This window comes from Shewanella mangrovi (assembly GCF_000753795.1).
Lineage (GTDB): Bacteria > Pseudomonadota > Gammaproteobacteria > Enterobacterales > Shewanellaceae > Shewanella > Shewanella mangrovi.
Genome location: NZ_JPEO01000024.1, coordinates 1 through 23,643 on the forward strand (window position 1 = coordinate 1; position 23,643 = coordinate 23,643).

Genomic DNA, 23,643 nt, shown 5'->3' on the forward strand with positions numbered 1-23,643 from the left:
GCGGCTTAACCATACAACCCCGATGGGTTTTTGGATAACCTTGATAGAATAAAGAAATACTTGATTTGAAGTATGAGAACACAGCGACTACAGAATAAGTCAGCTTTCCGAATTACTGTTTTTGCAGATAACTGCGAGAACAAATAAAGAATTTGTCTGGTGACAATAGCATTGTGGTCCCACCTGATCCCATCCCGAACTCAGAAGTGAAACACAATCGCGCCGATGGTAGTGTGGGGTTTCCCCATGTGAGAGTAGGTCATCGCCAGACGCCCAATTAGATTTCCACTTTTAAGGAAGTGAAATCAAAAAGTTTAGTACCAGCTAGTGGGAAAAAGCGTTGGAGCGGTAGTTCAGTTGGTTAGAATACCGGCCTGTCACGCCGGGGGTCGCGGGTTCGAGTCCCGTCCGCTCCGCCAACACATCAAGGCCTCGTCTTACGACGAGGCCTTAATGTGTTCTATATTGCCAATCTGCAAGCATTAATGGCGAATAAAGATTCGCTATTTAATTGTATTATAAATTAGCTTTTCATAAGCAACTCTGACTCAAATCAACGTTTCCACTAACACTTCTTCCTAGAATGACTTTATTCACTAATTTCTCTCCTGGGGAGCACGCTTGCGTGTGAGAGTAATGATGCTGAATGACGCCAATTAAATAAGGATAATGAGGTCATCGGAGCGTATGAATCACTTTGTCGTTGCAAGTGCTCGCGACTGTTTGGGGTGTCGTGCCTGTGAAGTTGCTTGCGTACTATCGCATAATGAGGGGGAATATCCGGCGACGCCTGCGTTATTTCGCCCTCGGATCAATGTCATCAAGTCTCAGCCATACAATGCAGCCGCAGCGTGCCATCACTGTGAAAATGCACCTTGTATCGCTTCTTGTCCGGTTGCTGCCATCGAACAGAAAGATGATCATGTCGCCTTGAATGAGGATAGATGTATCGGATGTCGCAACTGTGTATTGGCTTGTCCATTTGGTGCGATAGAGATGGCAGTGAATCATGAACTTGGTCATTCGCTCGCCCAGAAGTGCGATTTATGCAGTGATACTGACCATGGTCCCGCATGTGTGTCTGCTTGTCCGACGAAAGCGCTTAATTTGCAGAGCGAGACCTCGCTTGCTCTCTCTCGCCGTGTGAAGCAATTAAATACCGTAGGCGGTAAAGTTGTACCTAAGGCGCCTCGTTTTAATCAGCTACAACAAGTGATGCAGCGGGTCGCCAGTCAGCCTCGTCAAGAGGCGCTCAAAACCGCATTAGCTGAGCGTAAAGCTAGCTTTGTTGAGACTTACCAGTCTTTTACTGCTCAACAGACTGAGTCTCAGGCCAGCCGCTGTATTAGTTGTAGCGATCATGCCGTGTGTGAGTGGACTTGCCCGGTTCATAACCAAATTCCTGCGTGGGTAGCACTGGCTAAGCAGGGTAAAATTATCGAAGCTGCGGAGTTATCGAATAGCACGAGTTCGCTGCCCGAAATCTGTGGGCGTGTTTGTCCGCAAGATCGACTGTGCGAAGGAAGTTGCACTCTCAAGCAGAACTATGGCGCGGTGACGATCGGCAATATTGAGCGCTATATTAACGATACCGCTTTTGCTCAGGGCTGGAAGCCGCAACTCGCTGATGTAGAAGATACCGGTAAAAAAGTGGCAATTATCGGCGCTGGTCCTGCTGGGTTGGGCTGCGCCGATGTGTTGGCGCGTCACGGTGTTAAACCGGTCGTTTTTGAAAAACAGCCTGAGATTGGCGGTATGCTGACCTTTGGTATTCCTTCCTTTAAGCTCGATAAGCAACTCATGATCAATCGCCGTGAGATGTTTAGCGATATGGGGGTTGAGTTTCGTCTTAATACTGAAATTGGTCGTGATCTCTCCGTTGCTGAGTTACTGCATGAGTTTGATGCGGTATTCGTAGGTGCAGGAACCTATCAGTCGATGAAAGCGGGTTTGGATCATGAAGACGCTAATGGTGTTTATGAGGCACTGCCTTATCTGATTGCCAACACCAAACACTTAATGGGCTTACCTGAGCAGCAGGACGAACCATATATCGACTTAGCCAATAAGCGAGTCGTCGTGCTGGGTGGCGGTGATACCGCAATGGATTGCTTACGTACCGCCGTGCGTCAGGGTGCCTCAGCTGTGACTTGTGCCTATCGTCGTGATGAAGCGAATATGCCGGGCTCGGTAAAAGAAGTGAAGAACGCGCGCGAAGAAGGTGCCGAGTTTCTGTTTAACGTGCAGCCGACGGGGATCAATCTTGATGCTGATGGCAAGCTTGAGTCCGTGCAGTTTGTCAGGACTGAGCTAGGAGACGCTGATGCCTCTGGACGCCGCCGACCACAAATCATCACAGGCTCAGAGTTTACCTTAGCGGCTGATGCACTGATTGTCGCATTCGGTTTTAGCGCACATTCTATGCCATGGTTGAGTGACGTTGGCGTGACTCTTAATCGTTGGGGATTAATCGAGGCTGAGGCAACCAGTGAATTCCCTTACCAAACCAGCCATCCAAAAATCTTCGCTGGCGGTGATATTGTGCGTGGTGCAGATTTGGTCGTTACGGCAATGGCTGATGGTCGCCGTGCTGCTAAAGGCATAGTGGCTTCCTTGGGGCTTTAACTCAATCAGCCGATTATAAGCGTCTGCCCAACAGGCGTTTTTTTATGCACGAATGCAGCGGGTTAATACTCATCTAGCATACCTTTTCCTGGGCTTTTGGCGTACTCTCTATAAGCAATATCGATTACACGCAGGAGCATGAATGAAGCTGGAAATGATTTGCACCGGAGAAGAAGTCTTATCTGGGCAGATAGTAGATACCAACGCTGCTTGGTTCGCGAATCTTATGATGGAACATGGGATTGAAGTACAGCGACGAGTAACTGTAGGTGATCGCATGGAAGATCTGGTGGCGGTGTTTCAAGAGCGCAGTCTTCACGCTGATATCATTTTGGTCAATGGCGGCTTAGGACCAACATCTGACGATTTGTCTGCTGAAGCGATGGCACAAGCTAAAGGTGAACCGTTAGTTGAAAACCAAGAGTGGCGTGCGCATCTAGAAGATTGGTTCTCGCGCAATAACCGGGTGATGTCGGCGAACAACCTAAAACAGGCTTGGCTGCCAGCATCGGCAGTGATGATCGACAATCCGGTTGGCACCGCTTGTGGCTTTCGCGTCAAACTCAATCGTGCTTGGTTGTTCTTTACTCCTGGTGTGCCATTTGAGTTGAAGCACATGGTTAACGAACAGTTTCTACCGTTCGTGCAGCAGGAATTCGGTATCAATGCAAATGTGGCGTTGCATAAAATTCTGACCTTCGGTCATGGAGAATCCTTACTCGCATCTAAGCTTGAGCCGTTGGCGTTGCCGGTTGGCATGACGCTTGGTTACCGCTCTTCAATGCCGCATATCGAAATTAAATTATTCGCCCGTGGAGACGAAGCAATTGCGCAGTTACCTCAGGTAGCCGAGCAAGTAAAGGCGGCACTCGGAACAGCGGTCGTCGCCGAAAATAAAGCGACCTTAGCAGAAGAGATCCATCACAAGCTTTACCGCTCTGGCAAAACCTTGAGTGCAGCAGAATCCTGTACTGGAGGTTTGATTACCAGCCAATTAGTCGCTTTCGCTGGCAGCTCTTCTTATCTGCAGCAGGGGCTAGTGACTTACTCCAACGAAAGTAAGGTCAAAGTCCTGGGCGTTAAACCTCAGACCTTAGACGATTTTGGCGCAGTATCAATTCAAGTGGTTGAAGAGATGGCCCGTGGCGCCCGCAGTTTGCTGGACTGTGACTATGCGTTAGCAACGAGTGGTATTGCCGGCCCTGATGGCGGCACAGAGGAAAAGCCAGTTGGTACTGTGGCCATTGCCCTCGCCACCCGCAATGCTGTGTATAGCCAGATGGTGAAAATCTCAGGTCGTTCCCGTGACTTAGTACGCTCGTTGAGTGCGGCTGTTGCCTATGACATGCTGCGCCGTGAGCTGGATAATGAAGCCGTAGTGGTCGATTACAGTTCTATTCGTCGTTACGCCAAATAAGTAGTAAATTTACATAGCGAAAAGGGCACTAGCGTGCCCTTTTTGTTGTGCCATTTAGTTCACTATCATTTAAATAGCAGCGTCAGTTTACCTGGCTCAACCTTAATACTTTGGGTCATTTCAGCGATGGTCGCCTCTTTGGGCTTATCGCTATTTAGCACGTAAATAGGCTGTTGCTGAAGCAGGCTTTTCGCCTGATTCGCCATCTGTCTAGCGACTGGCCCAATTAAGGTTTGCAACTTTTCCGGGGTCAGTGACACATCTTCTAGCTGCAGATCGTCAAGATACAAACCATGGTTACTCGCTTGGTAGCGCGGCTTGGCGTTAAATTTTGCCTGCATGCTGGCATAAAGCGGAAACAATGGCGTATCAATCTTGAGTTCGCCAAATGCGGTGACCGAAATGCGCTCGGGCTGCTCGCCTAATTTAACGTCCAAACGGGTAATGCCCGACTGTATCTTCATACCGTCGCTATCGAGTTTTACCTGCTTGACGACCTTATCGTTGAGATATTGCTGAACTTGTTGTTCCGAAATGCTGTATTGGCTGGCGCAACCGGCCAGCCACAGTATCAGCGGTAATAAAAGTAACCGTTTGATCAACCTGTATTCCTCATGCCAGCGGCAACACCGGCGATTGTTAACATCAGTGCCAGCTCTAGTTTAGCACTGGGTTGATCTTCCTTGCGAGTACGACCTAATAACTCTGCTTGTAAGAAGTTTAGTGGATCGATGTAAGGATTCCGCAGTTGCACCGATTCGCGGTTCCAAGGTGTATGCGACATCAAACTATCGGATTCGGTAAGTTGTTTGACGACATCGATGCCTAATTGCAGACGTTCAATCAACTTATCTCCCAGATGATGCAGAGATTCGGGGACTAAGCACTTTTCATAGTAACGGGCCAAGTTGGGCTCTGCTTTGGCAAACACCATCTCCATCATGGAGATACGCGTGCTAAAGAACGGCCACTCTTGCTCCATCTCTTTTAGCAAGGCCTCTTCGCCGCGGTCAATCGCCAGTTTTAACGATTCACCCGCCCCCAACCAAGCCGGTAGCATTAAGCGGTTTTGCGACCAAGCAAAGATCCACGGAATGGCGCGCAGACTTTCGATGCCACCATCGACTCTGCGTTTAGCTGGACGACTACCCAATGGCAATTTACCCAGTTCGATTTCAGGCGTGGCCGCACGGAAGTAGGGCACAAAGTCAGGTTCGTTACGCACCACATCGCGATAAGCGGTGACCGAATCTGCGGCAACGCGATTCATACACTCGCGCCATTCAGCTTTAGGCTCTGGTGGCGGCAGCAAGGTGGCTTCCATCACGGCTGAGGTATACAAGGCTAGCGACTGCACTGCTTGTTTGGGCAAACCAAACTTAAAGCGGATCATCTCACCTTGCTCTGTTACACGAATACGACCATCAACCGAACCTGGTGGTTGCGACAAAATTGCATCATGTGCCGGAGCTCCACCTCGGCCAACGGTACCGCCACGGCCATGGAACAGCACCAGTTTTACACCGGCTTCTTTGCAGACCTTGACCAACTGCTCTTGCGCGGAATATTGCGCCCAGCCCGCCGCCATTACGCCCGCGTCTTTCGCCGAGTCGGAATAACCGATCATCACTTCCTGCATGCCGTGGGTATACTCTTTATACCAGTCGATGCTCAGTAGTTGGCGAATTGCATCAGCGGCATGGGTCAGATCTTCCAACGTTTCAAACAGTGGCACCACGCGGATAGGATGCTTACAGCCGCACTTCTTCAACAGCAGTAATACGGCCAACACATCAGACGGCTTACTTGCCATCGAAATCACATATGAGCCCAACGAGCGACTCGGTTGCGACGCGATTAATTTAAAGGTCGACCACACCTCGTTGACATCATCCGAGGGTTTCCAAGTGTTCGGGATTAATGGTCGACGGCCACGCAGCTCTTTTAACAGAAATGCTTGCTTGTCTTCTTCACTCCAGGCGGCATAGTCGCCCATGTCGAGATATTGCGTCAGTTCGCTAATCACTTCGGTATGACGAGCTGAATCCTGACGAATATCCAGGCGCACCATGTGAATCCCGAAACTGGCGATGCGACGCAGCATGTCGAGCAATAAGCCGTTAGCAATTAAGCGCATACCGCAGTCATACAAGCTGGTGTAAAGCATCATCAGCGGCTTTTTCAGATCTTCTTCATGCCAGATGATGCTGCTTTCATCCACCTCTGGATGATGGCCGTCGATGCGTGCGTTGAGGTAATCAATGGTGTTACGCAGTTTTTGGCGCAGATCGCGCAGCACAACACGGTAAGGCTCTGGGCTGTTATTGGTGTATGCCTTCAGCTCAGCATTCGCTTTGGACATCGACAGTTCATCAACCAGCAATACCACGTCTTTTAAGTGCAGACGTGCTGCCGCATGACGATTTCGATCCAACACTTCAGCGGTCACTTTTGCAGTAACAAATGGGTTGCCATCGCGGTCACCGCCCATCCAACTTGAAAAACGTACCGGAGCAAAATCGATCGGGAGCTGAACACCTGTGCGGTCTTGCACTTTATCGTTGAGCTGACGCAGAAAATCCGGGATAGCCTGCCACAGTGACGCTTCAATGGTTGATAATCCCCAACGCGCTTCATCGACTGGCGTTGGCCGCTGCTCACGAATTTCATTGGTGTGCCAAATCTGTGCAATCAACTGACGCAGGCGCAGGTGCAGCTGACCTTTTTCACGCTCGCTTAATTGGGTGTTTTCCAGTGCGGCTAAACAGTCAACGATGGCCGCATATTTATAAATTAGCGTACGACGGGAGATTTCAGTCGGATGCGCCGTCAGTACTAAATCGATATCAAGATTGCGCAGACATTCCAACATCTGCTGTTGTTCAACAGGGCCATCGTCCAGCATCTTGCCCAATAGCTGTTCTACTGGATCTGGCACGCATACCATTTCGTCACAGTTACGGCTGATGGTATGGAACTGCTCGGCAATATTGGCCAAGTTAAGAAATTGGTTAAATGCTTTGGCAACCGGTACCAGCTCGTGATCCGGTAGTGCAGTCAGCAGCGCCAGCATTTGCTCGCGGGCATGGGTATCGCCTTGACGGGATTGCTTTGCCAGCACACGGATTTGCTCGACCTTATCTAAAAAAGACTCCCCAAGATCGGTGCTCATCGTCTCACCGAGCATTTGACCCAACATATTTACGTTAGATCGCAGCGATGCATACATATCTGCCATTGTTCCTCGCTCCATTTAAGAAGGGCTTTGGTAAGTAAAAACCAGAACCAATCACAATACCCATCCAATGGCCCTCTGGTCAACTTGTAATACAAATGTGACGAGTGCCGTTGCAGAATCTGCATTTTTTAGGAAAAGTTTAGGGTTCACTATTGCATTTATAGCGCCTTTCTACGCTGACGCCATAGTCGTTTAGTCACTGATACAGGCATGCTGTATCAGTTTTCGCAGTAGCTCTACGGTCGGCTTTATCTGATTTTCCGCCATATATTCATCAGGTTGGTGTGCCTGTTCGATACTGCCGGGACCGAGCACTAAGGTGTGGCAACCCAACTGGCGAATATAAGGTGCTTCAGTGGCATAGTTAACTACCTCGGGCGCATTGCCAGCGACTGCGGCAACCAACTTGCTCCAGTCTGAGTCGGGCGAGTCAGCAAAGGGCTCATTTCCGGGGTACAGTGTGGAGATAGTGATAGTACCGGGGTATTGGGCCACGACGGGTTGTAGGTACTGGTGCAGCATCAACTCTAAATCTTGCAACGCAATGCCGGGCAGTGGCCGAATGTCTAAGTGCAGTTCACAGCAACCACAAATACGGTTGGCGGCGTCACCACCGTGAATATGGCCAAAATTCATAGTGGGATAGGGCACGCTAAAAGCGTTTTCCCGATAGTTATCTGCAAGATGCTGGCGTAGCTTAAGCAACTGGCCAATCACCAGATGCATAATATCAATCGAATTTAACCCTTTGGCGGGATCGGATGAATGGCCACTACGGCCGACAATACGAATGCCTTGCGCCAGATGGCCTTTATGCATATACACCGGGCGCAGGTTTGTCGGCTCACCAATAATGGCGTACTCAGGTTTAATCGCCGCGTTGGCAGCGAACGCCTTGGCGCCATTCATGGTCGTTTCTTCATCAGCACTGGCCAGAATATGCAGCGGACGTTTCAGTTTATCGAGCGGAATCTCCTTCAGCGCTTCTAGGATCAACGCGAAGAAGCCCTTCATATCACAGCTGCCTAACCCATACCAACGGCCGTCTTTTTCGGTCAACTTAAATGGGTCAACCTGCCAGTGACCGTCATCAAACGGCACTGTGTCTGTATGACCCGCCAGCAGCAGCCCGCCGCTACCTTGGCCGAGTGTTGCCAGAAAATTATGCTTATCACGGGTATTGGGCACGGGTTGCTGTTGACAGTCGAAGCCTAAGTCGCCAAACCAACTGCATAACAAATCAAGTACTGGCTTATTGGACTGATCTTGTGCGATTTCGATGGCACTGATTGACGGAGCGGCAAGCAGTGCGCCGAAGCTTTGCTGCAAAGTTGGCAATTTATTGCTCATATAGGACGAAACTCCAAATATATATATTCATATATATTGCATAAATAGGCTTTTGTGGTAGTCTAGCAAACAATTCTGACAGGTGTCATCAGAAAGCTGATACGGCACTTGATTAACGCTAAGCGGCAACGCTGAAAATAATAGCTGCGAATAATCCCAGTGGCGTTAAACTAAACAACGAGCGGTTTGATTGGGCGGTTGCAATGCTGCCCATTTTTTATTGATCAGATTACGATGCGAGTGCGATGAAAAATATTGCCATTATCGGGGCCAGCGGTTATACCGGCGCCCAAATCACAGCCCTTATTCAAGCGGAAGCTGAACTCACCATTCAAGGGTTGTATGTATCTGAAAACAGTCTCGACAAAGGTAAGCCTTTATCAGACCTGTACCCTGTTTATCAGCAAGTGAAACATAGCTTGCAACCGCTGACGGCTGAAGCGAAAGCGGCAATTGTGAATGAAGCCGATGCTGTGGTGTTGGCATTGGAGCACGTGATCAGTTTGGAGCTGGCGGCTTATTTCTATGAGCAAGGCTTAGCGGTATTTGATCTGAGCGGTGCGTATCGTTTTAGCGACCCTGCACAATATCCAAAATGGTATGGCTTTGAGCACAACCAATTGGCTACTTTGGAAAAAGCCATATATGGCTTGGCTGAATGGAATGCCGAAGCGATTGCGAACACGCGTATGATTGCGGTGCCTGGTTGTTATCCAACTGCGTCATTAACTGCGTTAAAACCGTTGAAGCCATTTCTGACTGATGCTTACCCAGTGATTAATGCCGTGAGTGGGGTTACCGGTGCTGGCCGTAAGGCACAGTTGCATACCAGTTTCTGTGAAGTGTCGTTAACGCCATACGGCGTGCTTGGCCATCGTCATCAGCCTGAAATTGCCACGCAGTTGGGGCAGGAAGTGATCTTTACGCCACATTTGGGCAACTTCAAACGCGGTATTCTGGCTACCATCACAGTACAACTCAAACCGGGTACCACCACTGAGCAAATCAGCGAAGCTTATGCGGTGTACGACAACTCTGACATCGTCAAAGTGATGCATAACCGTTTTCCGAAAGTGGATGACGTGGTGCTGACACCTAACTGCATCCTCGGTTGGAAATATGATGAGCAGAGTGGTTATCTGGTGGTATCAAGCGCTATCGATAATTTGATGAAAGGCGCCGCCAGCCAAGCATTGCAATGCATAAAGATTCATTACCAATTAGCTTAATGTGACACCTACGGAGATTCTCATGAGTACAAATGAAACCGTATTGGTTCTCAAAGTCGGTGGTGCATTGATGCAGAGCCCTGAAGGCTTACAAGGCTTGATGCAAACCGCAGCAAATATGGTAAATGCGGGTCGTAAAGTGGTGTTAGTGCACGGCGGTGGATATCTGGTAGATGAGCAGTTACAAGCCAATGGCATGGTGTCAGAGAAAGTCGATGGCCTGCGCGTTAGCCCAAAAGAACATATGCCAGTGGTCGTCGGTGCTTTGGCTGGGACATCGAATAAGATTTTGCAAGGTGCAGCTACCGCTGCTGGCGCTACTGTGGTGGGTTTGAGCCTCGCCGACGGTAATTTGGTCGACGCGACGATTAAAGATCCAAGATTGGGCATGGTCGGCCAAGTCGCACCAAAAGACGGCACCTATTTGAAATTTATTTTATCGCAGGGCTGGTTACCGATTGTCAGCTCAATTGCGATGACCGCTGACGGTGAGTTACTCAACGTCAATGCCGACGATGCCGCGACTGTGTTGGCTAAGTTAGTGCATGGTCAGCTAATTCTGTTGTCGGACGTACCTGGTGTACTGGATGGCAAAGGTGAACTACTGAATAGCTTAAATCGCGCCGAGATTGCCGAACTAGTGGCTCAGGGCGTGATTGCTAAAGGCATGAAAGTGAAGGTGGAGGCTGCCTTGGAGGTAGCCGAGCAGATGGGGCAACCAGTTCAGGTTGCTTCATGGCGAGATGCAGCTCAGTTGGCTGCACTGGCCCGAGGGGAGCACATCGGCACTCAAATACAACCATAGAAAGGACGAATTATGAAGCACCTGTTGTCTCTGAAAGAACTGAGTCAATCGCAGTTGTTGGCTCTGTTAGAGTTGGCAAAGAAGATTAAAGCCGCACCTGAGGAATATCGCACTGCGCTCGATGGCAAAAGTGTGGTGATGCTGTTTGAAAAGCCCTCACTGCGTACTCGTGTCAGCTTTGATATCGGGATCAACAAGCTGGGTGGCCACTGTGTCTACATGGATCAGCAAAATGGTGCTTTAGGTAAACGTGAGTCGGTGGCAGATTTTGCTGGCAATATTTCACAATGGGCTGATGGCATTGTGGCACGTACCTTTAGCCACGTGACCATTGAAGAGCTGGCTGAGTACGGCACAGTACCAGTAATCAATGCCTTGTCAGACTTATATCACCCTTGTCAGGCGCTGGCGGATTTGCTCACGCTTGCTGAAAATGAAGGCGATCTGAAAAACGTTAAGTTAGCGTACATGGGCGACGGTAACAACGTGACTCACTCACTGATGTTCGGTGCTGCAGTGCTCGGCATGCAGATGACCGTTATCTGTCCAGAAGGTCACTTCCCTGATGGCTTTGTGGTAACCCAAGCGCAACAGTTAGCAGCTGCACATGGCGGCAGTTTATTGCTGACGTCTGATGTGGCAGCGCTGGAAGAGGTTGATGCTGTGTATACCGATACATGGATCTCCATGGGTGATAACACCAAGCTGTCTGATATCGCGGCAAAATTTGGTCAATATCAAGTGACCCGTGAAATGATGGATAAGTATCAAGTTAAATACTTCATGCACTGTCTTCCAGCCCACCGCGGCGTTGAAGTCACCGATGAAGTGATGGATGGTGAAGGCTCGCTGATCCTTCAGCAAGCACAAAACCGTATGCATGCGCAGAATGCGGTGCTGGTAACTCTATTAAGTTGATGGCTGCGGCCTTGGAATTCAGGAAATAATCATGTCTATCGCAAAAACAAATACCGAAGTGAAAAAAGTCGTATTGGCATATTCCGGCGGCTTGGACACCTCAGCCATTATCCCGTGGCTGAAAGAAAACTATAACAACTGCGAAATCGTCGCTTTCTGTGCTGACGTCGGTCAGGGCGAAGAAGAGTTGGTCGGCTTGGAAGAGAAGGCGCTGGCATCAGGCGCTTCTGAATGCCACATCGTCGACCTAAAAGAAGAGCTGGTTAAAGACTACATCTATCCAACGATTGCGACCGGCGCAGTATATGAAGGTACTTACTTGCTGGGTACTTCAATGGCACGTCCTATCATTGCCAAAGCGCAGGTAGAAGTCGCGCGTAAAGTGGGCGCTGATGCGCTGTGCCACGGTTGTACCGGTAAAGGTAACGACCAAGTGCGTTTCGAAGGCTGTTTTGCCGCGTTGGCACCAGATCTGACCGTGATTGCCCCATGGCGTGAATGGACCATGGAAAGCCGTGAAGACCTGCTGGCTTATCTCGCTGAACGCAACATCAAAACTACTGCATCAGCCACTAAGATCTATAGCCGTGACGCTAACGCATGGCATATCTCTACTGAAGGTGGTGAGTTGGAAAGCACTTGGAACGAGCCATCTAAAGCGGTTTGGACTTGGACTGCTGAGCCAGAAGATGCGCCAAACGAAGCTGAATATGTGACGCTGAAAGTAGAAAATTGCCGCGTCACTGAAGTTAACGGCGAAGCACTTTCACCTTACCAAGTGCTGCTGAAACTGAATGCTATCGCGTCACCACACGGTGTTGGTCGCGTTGATATCACCGAAAACCGTTTGGTGGGCATGAAGTCTCGTGGTTGCTACGAAACTCCGGGCGGCACCGTGATGATGGCAGCGCTGCGTGCGATTGAAGAGCTGGTGTTGGACAAACCAAGCCGTTCTTGGCGCGAACAGATCGCCGGCCAAATGTCACATCTGGTATACGACGGCCGTTGGTTTACCCCATTGTGCGAATCGCTGGTTGCCGCATCTGAAGCTCTAGCCAAAGATGTTAACGGCGAAGTGGTACTGAAGCTTTATAAAGGCCAAGTTACTGCCGTTAAGAAACAATCACCTAACAGCCTGTATTCTGAAGCGTTTGCCACTTTTGGTGCAGATGACGTTTACGATCAGAAACATGCTGAAGGCTTTATCCGTCTGTACTCACTGGCCAGCCGCATCCGCGCACTGAACAGCCAAAAGTAAGCGAGTAAAGCGCAAGGGCGCCGCGGCGCCCTTTTTTATTGAACGAATACGAGGGATTTATCATGGCGTTATGGGGTGGCAGATTCAGCGGTCCTAGCAGCGAGTTGTTTCAACTGTTCAATGACTCATTGCCAGTGGATTATCGACTGGTAGAGCAAGATATTCAGGGCTCAGTCGCATGGGCGAGTGCAATTGCCAGTGTCGGCATTCTGACCAGTGATGAACTGACAGCACTGCATAAAGCGTTAGCGGAATTGCTGGATGAAGTGCGCGCTGAGCCAGCGCAAATCGTGGCATCTGGCGCAGAAGATATCCATAGCTTCGTTGAGCAAAAGCTGATTGAGAAAGTCGGCGATCTCGGTAAGAAACTGCACACTGGCCGTTCACGTAACGACCAAGTAGCGACCGACTTAAAACTCTGGTGCAAAGAGGAAGGCGCAGCGGTACTTGAGCTGTTGCAAGGTTTGCGTCAAGAGATGCTGGCTGTTGCTGAGCGTGAAGTGGACGCAGTGATGCCTGGCTACACCCATTTGCAACGGGCACAACCTGTGACTTTTGGTCATTGGGCATTGGCTTATGTAGAGATGTTTGAGCGCGATATTTCCCGCCTCGAAGATACCATGAACCGCCTTAATACCTGTCCACTCGGCAGTGGTGCCTTGGCCGGTACCGCTTACCCAATTGATCGTTATGCGTTAGCGCAAAGCCTCAATTTTGCCGCGCCAACGCTGAACAGCTTAGATAGCGTATCGGACCGTGACCATGTAGTGGAGCTGTGCTCCAACGCGTCTATTAGCATGATGCACCTGAGCCGCATGGCGGAAGATATGATCTTCTTTAACTCTGGCGAAGCCAACTTCATTGAATTGGCGGATAACGTCACTTCGGGTTCATCTTTGATGCCACAGAAGAAAAACCCGGATGCGCTGGAGCTCATCCGCGGTAAAGCGGGGCGCGTGTATGGTTCGCTGGTGGGCATTCTCACCACCATGAAAGCATTGCCGCTGGCCTATAACAAAGATATGCAGGAAGACAAAGAAGGGCTGTTTGATGTGATCGACAGCTGGAGCTTGTGTCTGAAGATGGCTGCTTTGGTGCTTGAAGGTGTGCAAGTGAACCGCGATAACGCCCGTACTGCGGCGCAACAAGGTTACGCCAACGCCACTGAATTGGCCGATTACTTGGTGAGCAAAGGCATGCCGTTCCGTGAAGCGCACCATGTGGTGGGTGAAGTAGTAGTGCAGGCCATCAGCGAAGGTAAAGCGATTGAGGAGCTGCCGCTGGAACAGCTGCAAGGATTTGCCGCAGTGATCGGTGCTGATGTTTATCCGAACCTCACTATCGAAGCCTGTTTGGAAAAACGCGATGTCTTAGGTGGCACCGCAGTTAATCAAGTCAAGGCGGCGATTGCAGCGAAAAAGTAACAGTAAATGAGCAAAGAAAAAGGGAAGCATAAGCTTCCCTTTTTCTTGTTAACGCTGGTGGCGCTATTAGCTAGGTCGAACGGTAATGCTGGGTTGTAAATCAACCTCGCCGTCACTGCTAATAGTGGCCAACTGCTGATTCTGGGCAATAATTGCCAACGAACCAGAGAACATCTTCCTGATAAACAGTAGCCGATAGCCGTATCCCTGCAGCCTGTAAAAGGCCATTTTTTGCTCTGCATTGAGCGAATGCCACAGAGTCTCTGTTGGCACGGCGGTCCCTCGCCTTTCTTGGTATATTTCTTGTGGGTGGACCATGTTGTATTGTCTTCCGTTTTGTTGAATTTTTAGCGTATTTACACCGCGGTGAGACAGAGCCAAGATTGCCCAAAGTGCTTTAGCGATTTCTTGACCTAAGACAATTTATCCCAAAGTTATTGCGTCATTCATACGGAAAAGTGCAACAAAACGTCAATATGTTGAACTTAGTCAAATTTTTGCGGCGAATTTCCGAGCAGTTTGACCGTTCTGACCGGGTTGGAAATTTGAATACCCGCTGCTTTTAGCGAATTCCAAATTGCCAGATTTATTCGGTACTTATCTTGAAAATAGCGTGCAGTCGGTACCCAATAACGTACGCCTATTTGTAGACCTGCGTCAGTAAAGTTGTTAATCCCCACCTGAGATGCCTGTTTTTTGTCGACCTGCTTAAATTCCGCCAGCACTTGTTCAATCACTGCAATTGCCTGATTCGGTTCGCTGCTGAAATCGATATTGATGGATAATTCGACGAGTTTGTTTTCGAATGAGTTATGGAGAATTTCGCCGACGATATGTTTGTTCGGAATGCTGATTAATTCGCCTTCTTCATTGGTCAGCGTGGTCACGCCGAGGTGGATATCTTCAACTTGTCCGGTGATCTCTTTGATGGTGATGGTGTTACCAATGACAAATGGCCGGGTCACAATGATGGTAATGCCCGCGGCGTAGTTCGACAGCATGCCTTGAACGGCTAAACCTGCGCCAAGAGAAGCGGCACCTATTGCAGCGACCATAGGCGTTACACTAATGCCCAGTTTCCCTAGACAAATAATCGCCACCATGATGATGACAAGCAGCCGAACCAGATTGCTGACAAAGTTGGTAAGGGTAGTGTCAATCTCGTGGGCATCCATCTGCTTACGCACGACTGCAGCGACTTTATTGGCAACCCATAACCCCAGCAAAAAGATGATCAGCGCGCCGACAATCTGGAAGCTATAGTTCACTAAAAATTCGACAACTACCTGATAAACTTGCTGTAACTGGGCAATCTCGCTGCCTATTCCATTTTCTGCCATGCTTTGCTCCTTAAGCCGCAGTTAAGTAATTTAGATTGTGATATGGTGCTATTTTGCCTGTTGGCCAGATCAATATACAACGAACGACAAAGGTACGAGATGAAATCTATTAAGTGGCTGGTGTTTTTTCTGAGTGTGTTGCAGTGTTCACTGGCGGCTGCTAGTGAATACGCAATTGGCGACCATTTATCTGTGGTGTCGCTACAAGATCAATTTGACCAACCAATTGCGGTGGATAATAAAACACATTGGGTCCTGTTTACCCGTTCGATGGATGGTGCCGATGTGGCCAAGACCGCGCTGGATGGCATGACTACTACACAGCTGCAACAATATGGCATCGTCTATGTTGCTGATGTAAGTGGGATGCCGTCGCTAATTTTAAAGTTTGTGGCGCAGCCCAAAATGAAAGATTTAGCTTACGCCATTGCGTTGGATAAAGAAGGTGAGGCCACCAAACTCTTCCCAACGGCGAAAGATACCGCCGCGCTATTGGATGTTGATAACCTGCAAATCACTCAAATCCGTTATTTCGACAAGGCTGAAGCGCTAAAGAGCGTACTGGCCGACTTGATGAAATAACCTACATCAGCTGCCTCGCGTGGCTCAGCGTACCTTTACTGAGCCCGCGAAGAATATGATTCTTCCCATATCTTCCTATTTCCCCCTTGTTAAGGCATTGCTTATCTTCGCCGCTTACAGCCTGCAGATATCAACTATAATGACGGCTATTGCGTGTTAGAACGCCGCAATTTATGAATGCGACAGTTGTTGTTAATTGGTGACATAAATGTGGTGCAATATTGCATAACTCTTTGAAGAATAATGCCGTGACTGACGTTATATCACAATGATTTTTATATGGTTTTATCGCCTCGTAAAAATCATTTGCCAGACTGCATAAAAATTTACTCATTGAAGGCAAAAATTCATTGCATCAGAGCTAAAAATGTCGTCTACTTCGCACGTTTTTCAACCTGACACGGCTAGCAATTTTTGCCGCATCACTTAAGGAGACTGAAGGCTAATGAGCCAGTTCCATGCTATTGACGTAGCTGATTACTACGACAGCGAAACTTTTAGCAAAATTAAGGCGTTTGCCGACAGCAAGCCAACGCCATTTGTGGTGATTGATACCAATATTATCTCTAAACAGTACGATGATATGGTGGGTGCATTTCCACAGGCAGACGTGTTCTATGCTGTTAAAGCCAACCCAGCAAAAGAGATCTTGTCACTGTTGCGCGACAAAGGCGCTAACTTTGATATCGCCTCTATCTATGAGCTGGATATGGTGATGGATATCGGTGTGACGCCTGACCGTGTCAGTTATGGCAACACCATTAAAAAGCGTCAGGACGTGCGTGAATTTTACAAGCGCGGCGTACGCATGTTTGCCTCAGACTCTGAGCCAGATCTGCGCATGATTGCTGAAGAAGCTCCCGGTGCTCGCGTTTATGTGCGTATTTTGACCGAAGGTACTGAAACTGCGGACTGGCCACTGTCACGTAAGTTTGGTTGTCAAAATGAAATGGCGTATGAACTGCTGGTATTGGCGAAAGAACTTGGCTTGGAACCTTATGGTATTTCGTTCCACGTGGGTTCGCAGCAACGTGATATCGGTGCTTGGGATGCGGCTATTGCCAAAGTGAAAATGATTTTTGACCGTCTGCGTGATGAACACGGAATCGTGCTGCAGATGATCAACATGGGCGGTGGCTTCCCGGCCAACTACATTGACCCAACCAACAGTTTGCAGACTTACGCTGATCAGATCTTGCGCTTCTTGGTGGAAGATTTTGGTGAAGAGTTACCTCGCATCGTGTTGGAACCAGGCCGCTCGTTGATTTCCAATGCCGGTGTATTGGTTTCTGAAGTGGTGCTGATCAGCCGTAAATCAAACACAGCATTAGAACGTTGGGTATTTACCGATGTGGGTAAGTTCAGTGGTTTGATTGAAACCATGGATGAAGCCATTAAGTTCCCGATCTTTACCGAGAAACAAGGTGAATTGGATCGTTGTGTGATTGCTGGCCCAACCTGCGATAGCGCTGACATTATGTATGAGCAGTACGCGTATGGGTTACCAAACGATTTGGAAATCGGTGACCGTATGTACTGGTTGACTACGGGTGCCTATACCACCACCTATTCAGCCGTTTGCTTTAACGGTTTCCCACCGCTGCAAGCTTACTATCTGTAATTTGTAGTGCGGTAATGAACAAGGGCGCCTGTTGGCGCCCTTGTTGTTTAATGCTTGTATGCGGGTTGTTCCTTCAAAATATCAAAGAGTTGTTCTTTCAGTTCCAGCTTGCGTTTCTTCAGCTGTTTTAGTTCGGAAGTAAATTCGCTGGAAGGTTGTCGTTCCTTTTTCTGAATCTCTTTATCAAGCAGTTCATGTTCGTTGAACAACTTGAGGAACTGGCTATCGTCGGCTTTTAGTTGATCAACCAACGTGCTGTACTCTGAAAACATAGGCAACTCCTTACGTTGAATGGAAGTAACGCTTACTGTTTTCGCTATTTTTAAGGCTGTAGAGATCAGCCCGACCAAAAACAGCAAGAATTTAATATTAGCGCGTTTTAATCACTCAAATCCAAAAAAGCGCCGCATTGTTTATTGTTTTATCATGTAAACGCCTGTTTTTATCTGTGACCAATGGAGTTCCGCCAATGGATCGGGTAATCTTGGTGTTTATCACGCTTTTTTCGACAAAGTGTTAATTTAATTTATTGAAAAGGTTGGATTTATGGCAGATGTGTTTCATTTGGGCTTAACCCGCGACATGCTGCATGGCGCCACATTGGCAATTATTCCCGGCGACCCAGAGCGCGTTAAGCGCATTGCCAAGTTATTAGAAGAGCCGCAGTTTCTTGCCAGTCATCGTGAATTTACCTCTTATGTGGGCAAGCTAGATGGCCAAGCGGTAGTGATCTGCTCTACCGGTATTGGCGGCCCATCAACCTCAATTGCGGTAGAAGAGCTGGCGCAATTGGGAATTCGAACTTTCTTGCGTATTGGTACTACCGGCGCGATTCAAACCAAAGTGAATGTCGGTGATTTGATTGTGTCGCAAGCTTCAGTGCGTTTAGACGGAGCAAGCCAACATTTTGCGCCACTGGAATATCCTGCGGTGGCAGACTTTAGCTGTACCTCTGCGCTGGTGGCTGCAGCCCGTGAGCAAGGCGTTGAGCCGCACGTCGGTATTACTGCCTCGTCAGATACTTTTTATCCTGGTCAGGAGCGCTATGACACTGTATCCGGTCGCGTGACTCAGCGCTTCCAAGGTTCACTTAAGCATTGGCAAGAGTTAGGTGTACTCAACTATGAGATGGAATCGGCCACCCTGTTTACTATGTGTGCCAGCCAAGGTTGGCGTGCGGCCTGTGTTGCCGGGGTGATTGTGAACCGGACTCAGCAAGAGATCCCTGACGACGCGGTGATTAAAGCCACTGAGCAAAAAGCGGTTACCGTGGTGGTGGAAGCCGCGCGTAAGTTGCTAACGGCATAAGCTTATTGCCGGGACAGGTTGGTGAGCAACCTGTCCATGGCGCGATATCCTAAGGCTTGCGCGATATGGCGTCGTTCCACCACTGGCGATTGAGCAAGGTCCGCAATCGTGCGCGCGACCCGTTGCAGTCGATGAAAGCTACGTACCGACAATCCTAATTTAGTCACGCTCTGCTCTAAAAACACTAAGTCTGCTGCTGCAAATCCTGCCTGTTTTAAGTCACTACCAGACAATTCACTATTGAGTTTGCCAGCGCGCTGTAACTGTTGTAGCCTTGCATCAGCAACGCGGGCTGCAATGGTTTGACTGGTTTCACCATCACCGCTGTCGGCGGTAAGCGTACCCGGTGGTAGCTTCGGCACTTCAACGGTGAGATCGAAGCGGTCGATAAATGGTCCCGATAAACGCGATAAGTAGCGGCGGATTTGCTCTGGCGTAGCGCGGCTTTCTGGCCCTGAATCGCCGCATGGACTGGGGTTCATTGCCGCAATCAATTGAAATTTAGCGTTAAAGCTGAGTTTTGCAGCAGCGCGTGAAATCACCACTTCACCGGTTTCCATTGGTTCACGCAAGCAGTCAAGTACCTTGCGGGGAAACTCCGCCACTTCATCTAAAAATAATACGCCTAAATGGGCCAATGAAATTTCCCCCGGTTTGGGCACGCTGCCACCGCCCACTAACGAAATGGCAGAGCTGGTATGGTGTGGCGAACGAAACGGACGTTGGAAGAACTGTTGCGGCACCAATGGCATGCCCGCTACCGAATGAATGGCCGACACCTGTAGTGCTTCTTCGTAATCCAATGTTGGCAGCAAAGAAAGAATGCGACTGGCGAGCATTGATTTGCCCGTGCCGGGAGGACCCAAAAACAGCAGATTGTGATTACCCGCAGCCGCGATTTCTAGCGCTTGCTTAGCTTGGAACTGGCCAATGACCTCACTGAGGCAACCCACGCCTGCGGGTGGCGGTGTAATCCACTCGGGGGACGCATTAATACCTGGTAGTTGTTGCTGTCCATGCAAAAAGGCGACGATATGCTGCAGATGGGCAGCCAATTGCACTTGCGGATAGCCGACCAGCTCCGCATCGGTGCGGTTATCTTGCGGCATGATCAGTTGAGTGCCTAACTTGCGCGCCTCAATAATCACGGGCAACAGGCCACTGCAACCGCGTATTTCGCCACTTAGCGCCAGTTCGCCGACAAATTCAACGCCTGCTAATGACTTGATCGGCAATTGGCCAGAGGCCGCTAATATTCCGATGGCGATAGGTAGATCGTAGCGGCCACCCTGTTTAGGCAGATCAGCTGGGGCGAGGTTAATGGTGATGCGGCGCATTGGGAATTCAAAGCCGGCATTAATAATGGCACTGCGGACCCGTTCGCGCGCTTCTCGGACTGAGGTTTCAGGTAAGCCCACCAGCGTGAATGCTGGTAAGCCGTTTGATAGATGAGCTTCCACCCACACTTGCGGGGCATCTACACCTTTGGCTGCGCGGGTTGCGACACGAGCTATCGCCATGACAATTCCCTTTGTCTATGATTCTTAGAGATTTTCCTTATCGATTCAGTGTAGCAGTAAATTCTGCACAGCGTTTTTCTGGAGCGAATAATGGCGCTGACCACAATCAATTTTATGACTGATATGCGTTCGACGTTCACAGTAAATTCTATCGGTAATTCAGTTGATTAGTGGTGATGCTGACGAGCAAATTTGCTGTCACTGACGGTGAAAATTTTTCGTTATCGCTGCGCTTAGGGCAGTGATAGATTGTGCGCAAATGAGGGCTGACCTTGAGCGTCAGCTAATGTGTGTGTCGATGCAAGGAGAAAATATGAAAGCGTTGGCGCTGTTAAGTGTGTTGTTGCTGGCTTCCCCGCTGGTATTGGCTGATGATGAGCCGCTGCCAGAGGCAAGCGCTGCGGACGTGAAGCAACTGCTGCAAGTCTGCAAACAGATGGCGGTGGAAGATGAGATCCTCAAAGAAGAGCTTCCAGAGTATCTGCTTGATTGTGTTAATGATCAGCTGAATGAAATGGGCTACCGTCGACTTGAGTCCTTACCAAAATCCTAACCATAAGGTTTTGACATTTCAGCTTCATCTTTCACCTTTATGCTTACTGCGTACATGATTGGATGCTGTCTTTTGGTGAGTAACCGATTATAATATGTACGTTTTTTAATTGTTTCCCTCCTTCAATAGTAAGCAAGGCCTGTTCATTGCGATGGGTTAGGACTGCAAGAACCTGTGCCAGTTTCGAATAAGAGCAGCGCAACTTCCACCAAACGGAGTCTGCGCTGTTTCGGGTGATGTATGAGTGTGTTTGAAAATCTTTTAGTCGTCATTGTGTTAATCGCAGTGAGCTGCTTTTTTTCGATGTCGGAAATTGCACTGGCCGCCTCGCGAAAAATTCGGCTCAGGCAACTCGCCGATGAAGGTGATACGCGTGCCGAAAAAGTATTGAGTTTGCAGGCGATGCCGGGGAGCTTTTTCACTGCGGTGCAGATTGGGCTCAATGCGGTCGCCATCATGGGCGGTATCGTCGGTGAATCTGCGTTTACGCCTTATTTTAAAAATCTGCTCGACGCTATTGTGCCAGCGGCATGGCTGCACCAAGTGAGCTTTACCCTGTCGTTTGTGATGGTCACCAGTCTGTTTATTCTGCTGGCGGATTTAATGCCAAAACGAGTGGCAATGGTGATGCCGGAGCGTATTGCGGTCAACTTAGTCGGACCTATGTTGGTGTGTATTAAGTTGCTACGTCCCTTTGTGTGGGCCTTTAATAGTCTCGCAAGCGGGGTCATGAAACTGCTGCATGTGCCTATGGTGCGTAATGATGAAATCACCTCTGACGACATCTATGCCATTATGGATGCAGGTGCTGAGGCCGGCGTGCTCGATAAAGAAGAGCAGCAGATGATTGAGAACGTGTTTGAGATGCAATCGCTCAGTGTCACCTCTGCCATGACGGCGCGCGAGGGGTTGATTTTCTTTCGTCTGCAAGAAACTGAACAAGATATTAAAGCCAAGATCAGTGAGCACCCGTACAGCAAGTTTTTAGTCTGTGATGGTCCACTTGATAACATCAAAGGCTATGTCGATGCTAAAGAGCTGTTGGTACGGGTCATTAATGGTAAGCCGATCGATCTCAGCGATACCTCATTAGTGCACCCTTGTTTAATTGTGCCCGATACCCTGAGCATCTCGGAAGCAATGGAGTATTTCCGTCAACAACGCACTGACTTCGCCATTGTGATGAACGAATATGCGCTGGTGGTCGGTATCGTCACCTCCAACGACTTGCAAAGTGCAGTGATGGGCGCTTGGTCGCTACATGAAATTGAAGAACAGATTGTAGCGCGTGATGCCAATTCGTGGCTGGTGGAGGGCGTAACGCCCATTAGCGATGTGATGCGCGCCTTTAATATCGATGAATTTCCGCAAAGCCAGAACTATGAAACTGTCGCTGGCTTTATGATGTATATGCTGCGTAAATTTCCCAAGCGCACCGACTCGGTTAACTTTGCGGGTTACAAGTTTGAGGTGGTGGATGTTGATAGTTACAAAGTCGACCAACTGCTGGTCACGCGCATCAATGCCGATGACATTGTGCCAGTAAAAATCGAACAGAAACTGTAATCGTCAGTTATAAAACGTCGAGGAAGGCCTTAATTAACGGGTCTTCCAGACGTTTTTTCTTACAGCAACAGCCCAACTCAAACGGCGAAATCGCCACTGGTGATTCCAATAGGCGGATCCTGTCCATCATCGGGCTGTTACTTACCACAACATGCGGCGTAATGCTGACGCCACAGCCCAAGGCCACCATTGGCAAAATGGCCTCATGCCCGCCCACCTGAGCATAGATATTGGCGTTAATTCCCATGGCGCGAAACCAGCGCTCCATCCGCAGTCGTCCTGGGCCGTGATCCGGCACAATGTAGGGTAGTTTCTCCCACGGGATCGGCGTCTGATCTAACAAGCTCTGCAGCTGACATTGGATTGCCGGCGCGATAACCGAGAGCGATACCTTGCCAATCGGCGAAAAAAACATGTGGCTAGGAAAGTCTTCCGGTAATGCGGTAATGGCAATATCTGCTTGCTGATTTTGCACCACCCGCACCGCATTGGCGGCATCGCCGGTGGTGAGGCTGATATCCACCAATGGCTGTTGGCGCCGAAACTTATCGATCAGCGCTGGCAGATGACTATAAGCCGCAGTCACCGAGCAATAGAGCTGCAGGGTACCGCGTAGTAGGTTTTTGTCGGAATCGAGTTCTTGCTTAAGCTGGTACCAGCGGTTTTGCGTATCCTGCGCGTACTGGCGAAACAGTTTACCGGCGTGGGTGAGCGATACTGTGCGGTTGTCGCGCTCCAGTAGTTTGCTGCCCACTTCCTCCTCTAGGCGCTGCAATACACGGCTCAAGGTTGATGGACTCACATGCAGATTTGCCGCTGTTTGACCAAAATGCAGGGTTTCACACAGATCGAGGTAAAGCCGTATCGCACGAATATCCATCGAAACTCG

20 protein-coding genes, 1 tRNA gene and 1 rRNA gene are annotated in these 23,643 nt (G+C 49.2%); 14 read left to right on the forward strand and 8 right to left on the reverse strand.

Annotated elements, in window-relative coordinates; translation table 11 throughout:
• Positions 1–155: 155 nt before the first annotated feature.
• The 4 genes from rrf to HR45_RS17710 all read left to right on the forward strand — a co-directional run bounded on the left by rrf (position 156) and on the right by HR45_RS17710 (position 4,042).
• Positions 156–271 (forward strand): 5S ribosomal RNA (rrf, locus tag HR45_RS17695).
• 71 nt (positions 272–342) lie between these two features.
• Positions 343–419, forward strand: a tRNA-Asp gene (locus tag HR45_RS17700).
• A gap of 268 nt (positions 420–687) precedes the next feature.
• Positions 688–2,625, forward strand: a complete 1,938-nt coding sequence (gene aegA / locus HR45_RS17705) for a formate-dependent uric acid utilization protein AegA (protein WP_037445589.1) — start codon at positions 688–690, stop codon at positions 2,623–2,625.
• 142 nt (positions 2,626–2,767) lie between these two features.
• Positions 2,768–4,042 carry a CinA family nicotinamide mononucleotide deamidase-related protein gene (locus HR45_RS17710; RefSeq protein WP_037445591.1) on the forward strand — a complete coding sequence of 425 codons (1,275 nt, stop codon included), beginning with the start codon at positions 2,768–2,770 and terminating at the stop codon, positions 4,040–4,042.
• A 65-nt stretch (positions 4,043–4,107) separates the two neighbouring features.
• On the opposite strand, the gene HR45_RS17715 is transcribed toward HR45_RS17710, so the two are convergent.
• From HR45_RS17715 to argE, 3 genes are all read right to left on the reverse strand, one after another.
• Complete coding sequence (locus HR45_RS17715; protein ID WP_052074824.1) at positions 4,108–4,644, reverse strand: YceB family lipoprotein; 537 nt, start codon at positions 4,642–4,644, stop codon at positions 4,108–4,110.
• Positions 4,641–7,280: a phosphoenolpyruvate carboxylase gene (gene ppc / locus HR45_RS17720; protein WP_037445593.1), complete on the reverse strand. Its 2,640-nt coding sequence runs from the start codon at positions 7,278–7,280 to the stop codon at positions 4,641–4,643. The genes HR45_RS17715 and ppc overlap by 4 nt, the downstream gene beginning before the upstream one ends.
• 192 nt (positions 7,281–7,472) lie before the next feature.
• Positions 7,473–8,630, reverse strand: coding sequence for an acetylornithine deacetylase (argE, locus tag HR45_RS17725; protein ID WP_037445594.1), 1,158 nt, complete (start codon positions 8,628–8,630; stop codon positions 7,473–7,475).
• 245 nt (positions 8,631–8,875) lie between these two features.
• Here argE and argC point away from each other — a divergent pair, with 245 nt between their 5' ends.
• The 5 genes from argC (at position 8,876) to argH (ending at position 14,264) form a co-directional block, all read left to right on the forward strand.
• Complete coding sequence (argC, locus tag HR45_RS17730) at positions 8,876–9,859, forward strand: N-acetyl-gamma-glutamyl-phosphate reductase (protein WP_037445596.1); 984 nt, start codon at positions 8,876–8,878, stop codon at positions 9,857–9,859.
• A 22-nt stretch (positions 9,860–9,881) separates the two neighbouring features.
• A complete protein-coding gene (gene argB, locus HR45_RS17735; protein WP_037445598.1) occupies positions 9,882–10,664 on the forward strand; it encodes an acetylglutamate kinase in 783 nt (260 codons plus the stop codon).
• Positions 10,665–10,676: 12 nt separating this feature from the next.
• Positions 10,677–11,582, forward strand: coding sequence for an ornithine carbamoyltransferase (locus tag HR45_RS17740; protein ID WP_037445599.1), 906 nt, complete (start codon positions 10,677–10,679; stop codon positions 11,580–11,582).
• A 31-nt stretch (positions 11,583–11,613) separates the two neighbouring features.
• On the forward strand, positions 11,614–12,840 hold the full coding sequence (locus tag HR45_RS17745; RefSeq protein WP_037445601.1) for an argininosuccinate synthase: 1,227 nt from the start codon (positions 11,614–11,616) through the stop codon (positions 12,838–12,840).
• A 62-nt stretch (positions 12,841–12,902) separates the two neighbouring features.
• The gene (gene argH / locus HR45_RS17750; protein WP_037445603.1) at positions 12,903–14,264 is read left to right on the forward strand and encodes an argininosuccinate lyase; all 1,362 of its coding nucleotides are present in this window, start codon (positions 12,903–12,905) and stop codon (positions 14,262–14,264) included.
• Positions 14,265–14,330: 66 nt separating this feature from the next.
• On the opposite strand, the gene HR45_RS17755 is transcribed toward argH, so the two are convergent.
• Positions 14,331–14,537, reverse strand: coding sequence for a hypothetical protein (locus HR45_RS17755; protein WP_241461155.1), 207 nt, complete (start codon positions 14,535–14,537; stop codon positions 14,331–14,333).
• Between the two features lie 212 nt (positions 14,538–14,749).
• A complete protein-coding gene (locus HR45_RS17760; RefSeq protein WP_037445607.1) occupies positions 14,750–15,604 on the reverse strand; it encodes a mechanosensitive ion channel family protein in 855 nt (284 codons plus the stop codon).
• Between the two features lie 99 nt (positions 15,605–15,703).
• Between HR45_RS17760 and HR45_RS17765 the strand changes: the two genes are divergently transcribed.
• A complete protein-coding gene (locus tag HR45_RS17765; protein ID WP_063266202.1) occupies positions 15,704–16,186 on the forward strand; it encodes a hypothetical protein in 483 nt (160 codons plus the stop codon).
• Between the two features lie 445 nt (positions 16,187–16,631).
• Positions 16,632–17,807 carry a type III PLP-dependent enzyme gene (locus HR45_RS17770; protein ID WP_037445609.1) on the forward strand — a complete coding sequence of 392 codons (1,176 nt, stop codon included), beginning with the start codon at positions 16,632–16,634 and terminating at the stop codon, positions 17,805–17,807.
• A gap of 47 nt (positions 17,808–17,854) precedes the next feature.
• Here HR45_RS17770 and HR45_RS17775 read toward each other — a convergent pair whose 3' ends face one another.
• Positions 17,855–18,079 carry an HP1242/YdcH family protein gene (locus tag HR45_RS17775; protein ID WP_037445612.1) on the reverse strand — a complete coding sequence of 75 codons (225 nt, stop codon included), beginning with the start codon at positions 18,077–18,079 and terminating at the stop codon, positions 17,855–17,857.
• Positions 18,080–18,353: 274 nt separating this feature from the next.
• Here HR45_RS17775 and udp point away from each other — a divergent pair, with 274 nt between their 5' ends.
• Positions 18,354–19,115, forward strand: coding sequence for a uridine phosphorylase (gene udp / locus HR45_RS17780; protein ID WP_037445614.1), 762 nt, complete (start codon positions 18,354–18,356; stop codon positions 19,113–19,115).
• 2 nt (positions 19,116–19,117) lie between these two features.
• Here udp and HR45_RS17785 read toward each other — a convergent pair whose 3' ends face one another.
• The gene (locus HR45_RS17785; protein ID WP_037445615.1) at positions 19,118–20,635 is read right to left on the reverse strand and encodes a YifB family Mg chelatase-like AAA ATPase; all 1,518 of its coding nucleotides are present in this window, start codon (positions 20,633–20,635) and stop codon (positions 19,118–19,120) included.
• Positions 20,636–20,948: 313 nt separating this feature from the next.
• Between HR45_RS17785 and HR45_RS17790 the strand changes: the two genes are divergently transcribed.
• Together HR45_RS17790 and paeA are read left to right on the forward strand one after the other, a co-directional pair.
• A complete protein-coding gene (locus HR45_RS17790) occupies positions 20,949–21,188 on the forward strand; it encodes a hypothetical protein (RefSeq protein ID WP_037445616.1) in 240 nt (79 codons plus the stop codon).
• 240 nt (positions 21,189–21,428) lie between these two features.
• Positions 21,429–22,754 (forward strand): polyamine export protein PaeA, encoded by a 1,326-nt coding sequence (paeA, locus tag HR45_RS17795; protein WP_037445617.1) that lies wholly within the window; start codon positions 21,429–21,431, stop codon positions 22,752–22,754.
• 7 nt (positions 22,755–22,761) lie between these two features.
• Here the strand turns inward: paeA and ilvY are convergent, their stop codons facing one another.
• The gene (ilvY, locus tag HR45_RS17800) at positions 22,762–23,634 is read right to left on the reverse strand and encodes an HTH-type transcriptional activator IlvY (RefSeq protein WP_037445619.1); all 873 of its coding nucleotides are present in this window, start codon (positions 23,632–23,634) and stop codon (positions 22,762–22,764) included.
• Between the last annotated feature and the right edge of the window lie 9 nt (positions 23,635–23,643).